The sequence below is a fragment of the Moorena sp. SIO1F2 genome (genome assembly GCF_010672755.1).
Lineage (GTDB): Bacteria > Cyanobacteriota > Cyanobacteriia > Cyanobacteriales > Coleofasciculaceae > Moorena.
On record NZ_JAAHFV010000349.1, the window covers coordinates 1 to 6,531 of the forward strand.

Below are 6,531 nucleotides of genomic sequence, written 5' to 3' on the forward strand. Positions count from 1 at the left end.
TGTTCGCGTAGCGTGGCCTACGGCCAATAATCCCACGGGGATTAATGGCCGTAGGCCACGCTACGCGAACGGATCTAATCATACCAAATCCTCCCTGATCCCCCTATGGCATACCCCATTGTGATTCAATTATTTTTTATAAACTTTCATCAAACTATCAAGTAATCTTCATTAAAATTTAATATATTAGGTAGATATCTAGCAATTAATTTATATAATTAATTCCAATATAAAGTCCTTTATTCACAAAAAAAAAATTATATATTATTATCTAGCTATTAATTTATATAATTAATTCCGATATAAAGTTCTTTATTCACAGTAAATCTAGGTAAATTGGATGCATGAAAAAAGTTTTTGTTTTCCCCTATTTTCTGGTTTAATAGCCGGACTAATTTTTGGAATACAGCTGACATTATTTGTACAAATAATTTTTGAAAACTACTCTGCCCGAGCCTGTGCCAAAATTCCCGATGGCAAATTTGCTGTTTTTGTACCAACAAGTTATTTATTGAATAAAATAAATCTTAAACGAGTCGTTATATCTAACAAATGGGCTTACAATTACAATTGTAAGCTATTTAAATCCAAGCATGATTATATTAAAAATTCTAAGGTCATTAAGTCGGATTCATTTATAAAAGATAACTATGCCCCAACCGGTTATATACAGGTGCCATCAGAGAGATATATGCTCAGGAAAGTGTGGCGAGGTACCCTGATTGGCTATTTTTCTGAATATGAGGCAAATTTAGTCAGGAACAAAGTCCTGGAAAGTGCTTACAGTAAAGAACCAAAACCTATCGATAAGCCTTTTGTAGTCAATAACATAAATACTAATAATTGAGACTGTAAGCATTCAGCGGTCAGCGGTCAGCGGTCAGCGGTCAGCGGTCAGCCGTCAGCCCTGAGACATTCGCGTAGCCTGGCCAACGGCCAAGGCTAACGCTACTGTTCGCGCAGCGTGCGCGTAGCGCAATCGGTGCTTATTTTATTCAAAAGTATCTCAAGTAGCCTGGCCACAGGCCCAAAGCTGATAGCACCTCAAGTAGCGCATTAGCTGATACGCGACACGCTGATACGCGACACGCTGATAGCTGACTCAATGCTTAACTTTCACGTAACACCAAGACGAATTTCTGTGGCCAGAGAAGCCATGGTTAATTGCCCCCCCTGCTGGAGAACGTTAGTGCGTAACCGAAAGTTAGGGCTAGCAAACCAAAAACGTTCTTCAGCATATAGAGTTTTCCCCTCTGTAATCATTGTTAAAACATCATCCTGGCCGATACTGTAACGACATTTTAAGGAAGTTTCTTCAACATCACCATTAGTTCGCAATAGTTTGCCAATGTCAGGATTTTCTGGGTTGGGAACAGGTACAACAACAGTGGAACCAGTTTGCTTTTTCTGCTCTCCTACTACTGTACCGTCCCAAATCACTTTTACACCAAATATAGCTATACCAGGCTCTATTTGGTATTGTTTACAGAGTTTGATTACCTCTGGGGCATCACCAGATAGCATTTCCATAGTGATGTTGGACTTACCATTTTTAATGGGTTGAGAAGTAATATGATTACTAGTACGTTGAGAAAACCATCTGCCAGCACTCTGCTCAAAAAACTCTTTAATATCCATTGGCTAAGATTGTAAAAATTTGTGGTAGATCGTGGTGGATCAGTGATGTTGGTAATTTCAATCAAGTGGTTCACTATTGATTCTATCGTGCTATGGTTAGCCGAATTACCAGGATGCTACGCTAGCTTGAGGCTTCAGACAAACGCAATAGAGCCATTTGAGCGGCTTCAGATACTTGAGGATGGCTGTCTTTTGCCAAATAGTTTAATGCCGAGATACTTTTGTCCTGACCCAGTTGACCGAGGGCTTCTGCTAAACGTTGACGCACTATCCAATCCTCTGACTGGGCAAAGCGTAGAATATCGTCTATAGCTTCTGTAGCTTTAATTTCCCCTAAAGCAGCAATAGCAGCTTGTTGGACTAGTACTTCCTGACTATCTAAGGCCTTGGTCAGCACATCACGAGCACGGGGATCTTGGAGATTACCTAGGGACACAGCAGCACTAAAACGTACCAACCATTCAGTATCTTCGTAGAACGCCCTAACTAGAGGTTCAAAGGCTTTGGGGTCACCTAGATATCCCAAAGCCCCAGCAGCAGCAGCACGAATTCCGTAATCTGGGTCAGTTGCCATGAATTTGACCAAAATTGGGTAGCATTCTTCCGTAGGCTTCACTCCCAGGGCGAATATAGCCATAGAGCGAACTGGTAAATTGGGATCATCAAGTACCTTTTTAATTAGGGGCACGGCATCACTGGCTTGAACAGCCCGTAGTGATGCCAGAGCCATCAAGCGATCGCGCATGTTAGGGCTTTCCAGCTGAGCAGAAAGTTGTTCTAAATTAGGGGGCATCATAGTTTATTGGGGTTTGGTTGACAATTAACCTCAGGGGAGTATTAGCATCGGTTGTGATCCGTTGAGAATCTACCCAGCTGTCTGGTAAAGTAATCGCTCTGTAAGCATTCAGCTATCAGCGTGTCGCGTATCAGCGTGTCGCGTATCAGCGTGTCGCGTATCAGCCTTGGCCTTTGGCCACGCTACTTGAGGTGCTATCAGCGTGTCGCGTATCAGCTTATTGGTTAGGTCACAGCGTCGAAGCCTGTGCCACGCTACCTCAGGTGCTTTTGAATCAAATAAGCTGACTGCTGACTGCTGACTGCTGACTGCTGACTGCTTAAATCGCTCTGACCTGCTTGCTAGATCAATCTTTATACACAATTGTCGCTCTGAGTCATGGTTTTGGGAATGCTATGGCTGTATCTATGGAAATTTTTTAGTCAACTAGCTATGGCAAATCAATTCAACTTTCGGCATCTGAGTACAGGGAAGAATAGAAAACAGGCTGATGTGAGAAATACAACAACCCAAGTCACTTCTGCCACCGTTGCTGATGGTAACTGTTGAATTGAGAGCTGATCGTTCGATTTTGAGACATCAATGATGAGATTAGAGCAGTTCCAGATTCTACGTGAGCTTACAGTCGATGAAGCAGCCTTTGAGCAGCTTCAAGAAATTTTATTAGCTCAGGAAACCAAATATCAAAAGGCACAAGAGCAAATTCACTTTCAGGCTTGTTTATTAGATAACTTACCGAGTGGGATTATTGCCATAGATATGGATGGAAAAATTATCCATTGGAATAGTTATGCCTGCAAGCTATATCAATGGCAAGCCCAAGATGTTATTGGGTCGCAGCTATCCGAGATCATGTTTCCCCCTAGAAGTGATGCTCCCATCAAAGAAATTTTTGCTCAATTGTCCCACTTAGAGGTTTGGCAGGGTGAGTTGCTCATTCAACGCCAAGACGGTAGCCGATTGGCTAGCGATTTTACCATTAGTGTCCTGCAAGATCAGGTAGGGAAACAGATTGGTTTTGTAGCAACTGTCGTTGATGCTAAAGAGGGCAAACAGGCAGAGATTGACAGTAGGTCACGCTACGCGATTGGCCATAGGCCACGCTACGCGAACGCACTGTCTAACCAGGTGGCTCAAGATAAGCTGAGGCAGGCAATGGGTGATTCCCTTCGGGAAAACTTTGCAGCCCGCATTCGTAAGTCTTTAGATGTGGAGACAATTCTAAATACCACAGTTAATGAAGTTCGTCGATTGTTACAAGCAGATCGGGTAGCGGTTTATCGCTTCGAGTCGGATTGGAGAGGTAGATTTACAGTAGAGTCTGTAGAATCACCCTGGCAGCCGATTACAGGTAGGGAAATGTATAATCCCCACTTCTGGGAAACCCATGCTAATCAGTACCGGTATGGTCCAATCCAAGCCATTGAAGATATCTATTCTGATTCTGGGGGCTTGTCCTCCTATGAAGTTAATTGCCTAGCTCAGCTTCAAGTCGTTGCTAACTTGGTAGTTCCGATTATCTGTCACCCTCAACTAGACCAAAACCAACCTAAAGACTCACCTCTGTGGGGACTATTGGTTGCCCATCAGTGTAGTAGACCACGACAGTGGCAGCTTTGGGAAAGAAATTTGTGGAAATCAGTAGCAGACCATGTAGGAATTGCGATTCAGCAGGCTCAAATTTATCAGGAAAACCAACTCAAAGCTCAACGGGAAGCAACGCTCAATAAGTTTACTCAAAAGATTCGTAGCTCTCTTGATTTAGAGCAGATTTTTACCACAGCCACTCAAGAAATCAGTCAGCTGTTGAACGTTGACCTAGTAGAAATTCAAGAATATCTGCCACAGCGGCAGGTTTGGTTAACGGTATCTCAATCCAGTAAACAAGCTAACTTGAGTAGCCCTTTGGGTGCTGAAACTCCCGATGTGGACAATGAGATTAGTCGCAAGATCAAAAATCTGGAAGTGGTGCGTATTAACAATAGCTGCAACTTAAACCTTCAGGACAGTTGCCATCAGTTACTTGTACCACTAAGGTTTCAAAACCGCCTCTGGGGAAAATTGTGCCTGATCAATATTCATAGTGACTACCAATGGTCTGATGGCGCAGTGACTTTGGTGCAGTCGATGGCTGAGCAACTTGCGATCGCAATTCAGCAAGGCCAGCTTTATCAGCGGCTGGCTAACCTCAACACCGACTTAGAACGGCAAGTACTCGAGCGCACCCAACAACTACGAGAGAGAATCAAGGAACTACAGAGACTAAACATCCTCAAAGATGATTTCTTAAGTACCGTTTCTCATGAACTGCGCACACCTCTATCCAATATGAAAATGGCAATACAGATGCTCAAAATTGCTCCAGAGAGTCAACGACGACAGCGCTATACAGAGATTTTAGAATCTGAGTGTTACAGAGAAATTGAACTAATCAACGATTTACTCGACTTGCAGCGTTTAGAAACCGCCTCTTATCAGGTTTCGCGAACAGTAGTAGACTTGAAAATCTGGTTACGCCGAATCATTGATTCCTTTTGCTCCCGTATCCAGGCACAACAGCAAATTCTGAAGTTGACTCTGTCAGATAATTTGCCATCGGTTTTGATTGACAAGACCAGCTTCGGGCGAATTGTGACAGAACTGTTCAACAATGCTTGTAAATATACTCCAGGCAACAGGCAGATTATTCTTGAGTTTTTTTACCAAAACAATCGGGATCTGATCCCATCAGATCCCGTACCCAAGGTAATATTTAAGATCAGCAATCAAGCCGAGATTGCTGATACGGAATTACCCCACATCTTCGATAAGTTCTATCGCATTCCTAATGCTGATCCTTGGAAGCGAGGTGGTACAGGATTAGGTCTGGCTTTGGTGAAGCAGCTAGTCAAGCAGCTCGACGGCATCATTCAGGTAGAAAGCTCTCAGAGATGGACTACATTTACCGTGCAAATTCCGGCTCCTCAAGGCTCCGAACTCAATGAACACGAAAACAGTTTGACGATCAAGTTTTAATCTACCTTCTATGCTTAAGGGACTGCTTTGTCTTTTGCCTAAGGGTAGCGGTTAACTGATAGTTGAGTTGTGCTACCCTAATCACTTGTGACTTTCCCGGTTTGAATGGAAAACTATTATATTAGTCTTCATGTTCTTCAAACTGATCGACTAATTCCGCTGAAGGGGGTCCAAAAGCGGTGTAAATGGATATACCAGTGATACCGATTACAAAAACAAGGATAACAATGCTAAGGACTATTGCGGGTTCCATGGCTCAAATCAAATATAAGTGTGTCTGTTGATGCAGTGGCTTGTGGGGGAAACCCCATTGAGGCTACTGCATCGTTATATGAGTCTGTTTTCTTTTTGACATTCTGCTCTCTAAAATCTAGACAAACCTATACATTTAGTTCTCTCTAGATCGAGAGCATGGCAGGGGATACCCCGACCTGTGCTTGGACGATCACGCCAAAGGCGAGCTAAACGGGATCTATTGTCAGAAGTAGATTCAGAGTCAATTGTAGCTTTTTTTGATGTTGTGTTAACAAATTTTAATTTTATTGCTTTTTTTTAAGAATACCACAGAATATTAATACTGTTAAGATACATTTCCAAAACTATAACTACTAGACAAACTTAGACAGTAGTTGACAAAAAAAAATTTTTGTCAACTACTGTCTAAGTTTGTCAACAACTAATCTTCAAAAAGATTAGTTGTTGTGAACGGCAGGCTTGAAAAATATCAGGTACTGTGTTAACAGTGTGTTAATTTTCTTGGGAAAAGGTGAGTTGGCGCCTCATCACGGGGTATGTAGCCCAAAATCCGGAAAATTTTCACGACCTTTACCTCACCAGGTACTTAGGCAAAAACCACGCTTTGATAGTCCTGGCAGTTAATCATGTCTATTGGATGTGCCACTGCCGCAAACTCTCTCAAACAATTTCCGAGTCTGGATTGATTGAATTCAAGCGACTTGTGCAACATTTAACCTGTACAAACCTACTCACAAGCAGATAGGACGATGGTATAGCATTAGTTTTAACTAATGGTTGTTGCCGACAAAGCAATGCCAAAAGCATTGCGCTAATTTTCTTAATGG

General features: G+C 42.5%; 5 protein-coding genes. 2 read left to right on the forward strand and 3 right to left on the reverse strand.

Annotated elements, in window-relative coordinates:
* Positions 1–340 precede the first annotated feature (340 nt).
* Positions 341–847 (forward strand): hypothetical protein, encoded by a 507-nt coding sequence (locus F6J94_RS27810; RefSeq protein ID WP_293020244.1) that lies wholly within the window; start codon positions 341–343, stop codon positions 845–847.
* A 269-nt stretch (positions 848–1,116) separates the two neighbouring features.
* On the opposite strand, the gene F6J94_RS27815 is transcribed toward F6J94_RS27810, so the two are convergent.
* Positions 1,117–1,638: a phycobiliprotein lyase gene (locus tag F6J94_RS27815; protein ID WP_293046312.1), complete on the reverse strand. Its 522-nt coding sequence runs from the start codon at positions 1,636–1,638 to the stop codon at positions 1,117–1,119.
* A gap of 121 nt (positions 1,639–1,759) precedes the next feature.
* On the reverse strand, positions 1,760–2,434 hold the full coding sequence (locus F6J94_RS27820; RefSeq protein ID WP_293046315.1) for a HEAT repeat domain-containing protein: 675 nt from the start codon (positions 2,432–2,434) through the stop codon (positions 1,760–1,762).
* A 582-nt stretch (positions 2,435–3,016) separates the two neighbouring features.
* Here F6J94_RS27820 and F6J94_RS27825 point away from each other — a divergent pair.
* Entirely contained in the window at positions 3,017–5,449 is a 2,433-nt protein-coding gene (locus F6J94_RS27825) for a GAF domain-containing protein (protein WP_293046318.1), read from the forward strand.
* Between the two features lie 121 nt (positions 5,450–5,570).
* On the opposite strand, the gene psbN is transcribed toward F6J94_RS27825, so the two are convergent.
* Positions 5,571–5,702: a photosystem II reaction center protein PsbN gene (gene psbN / locus F6J94_RS27830; RefSeq protein WP_008180512.1), complete on the reverse strand. Its 132-nt coding sequence runs from the start codon at positions 5,700–5,702 to the stop codon at positions 5,571–5,573.
* Positions 5,703–6,531 lie beyond the last annotated feature (829 nt).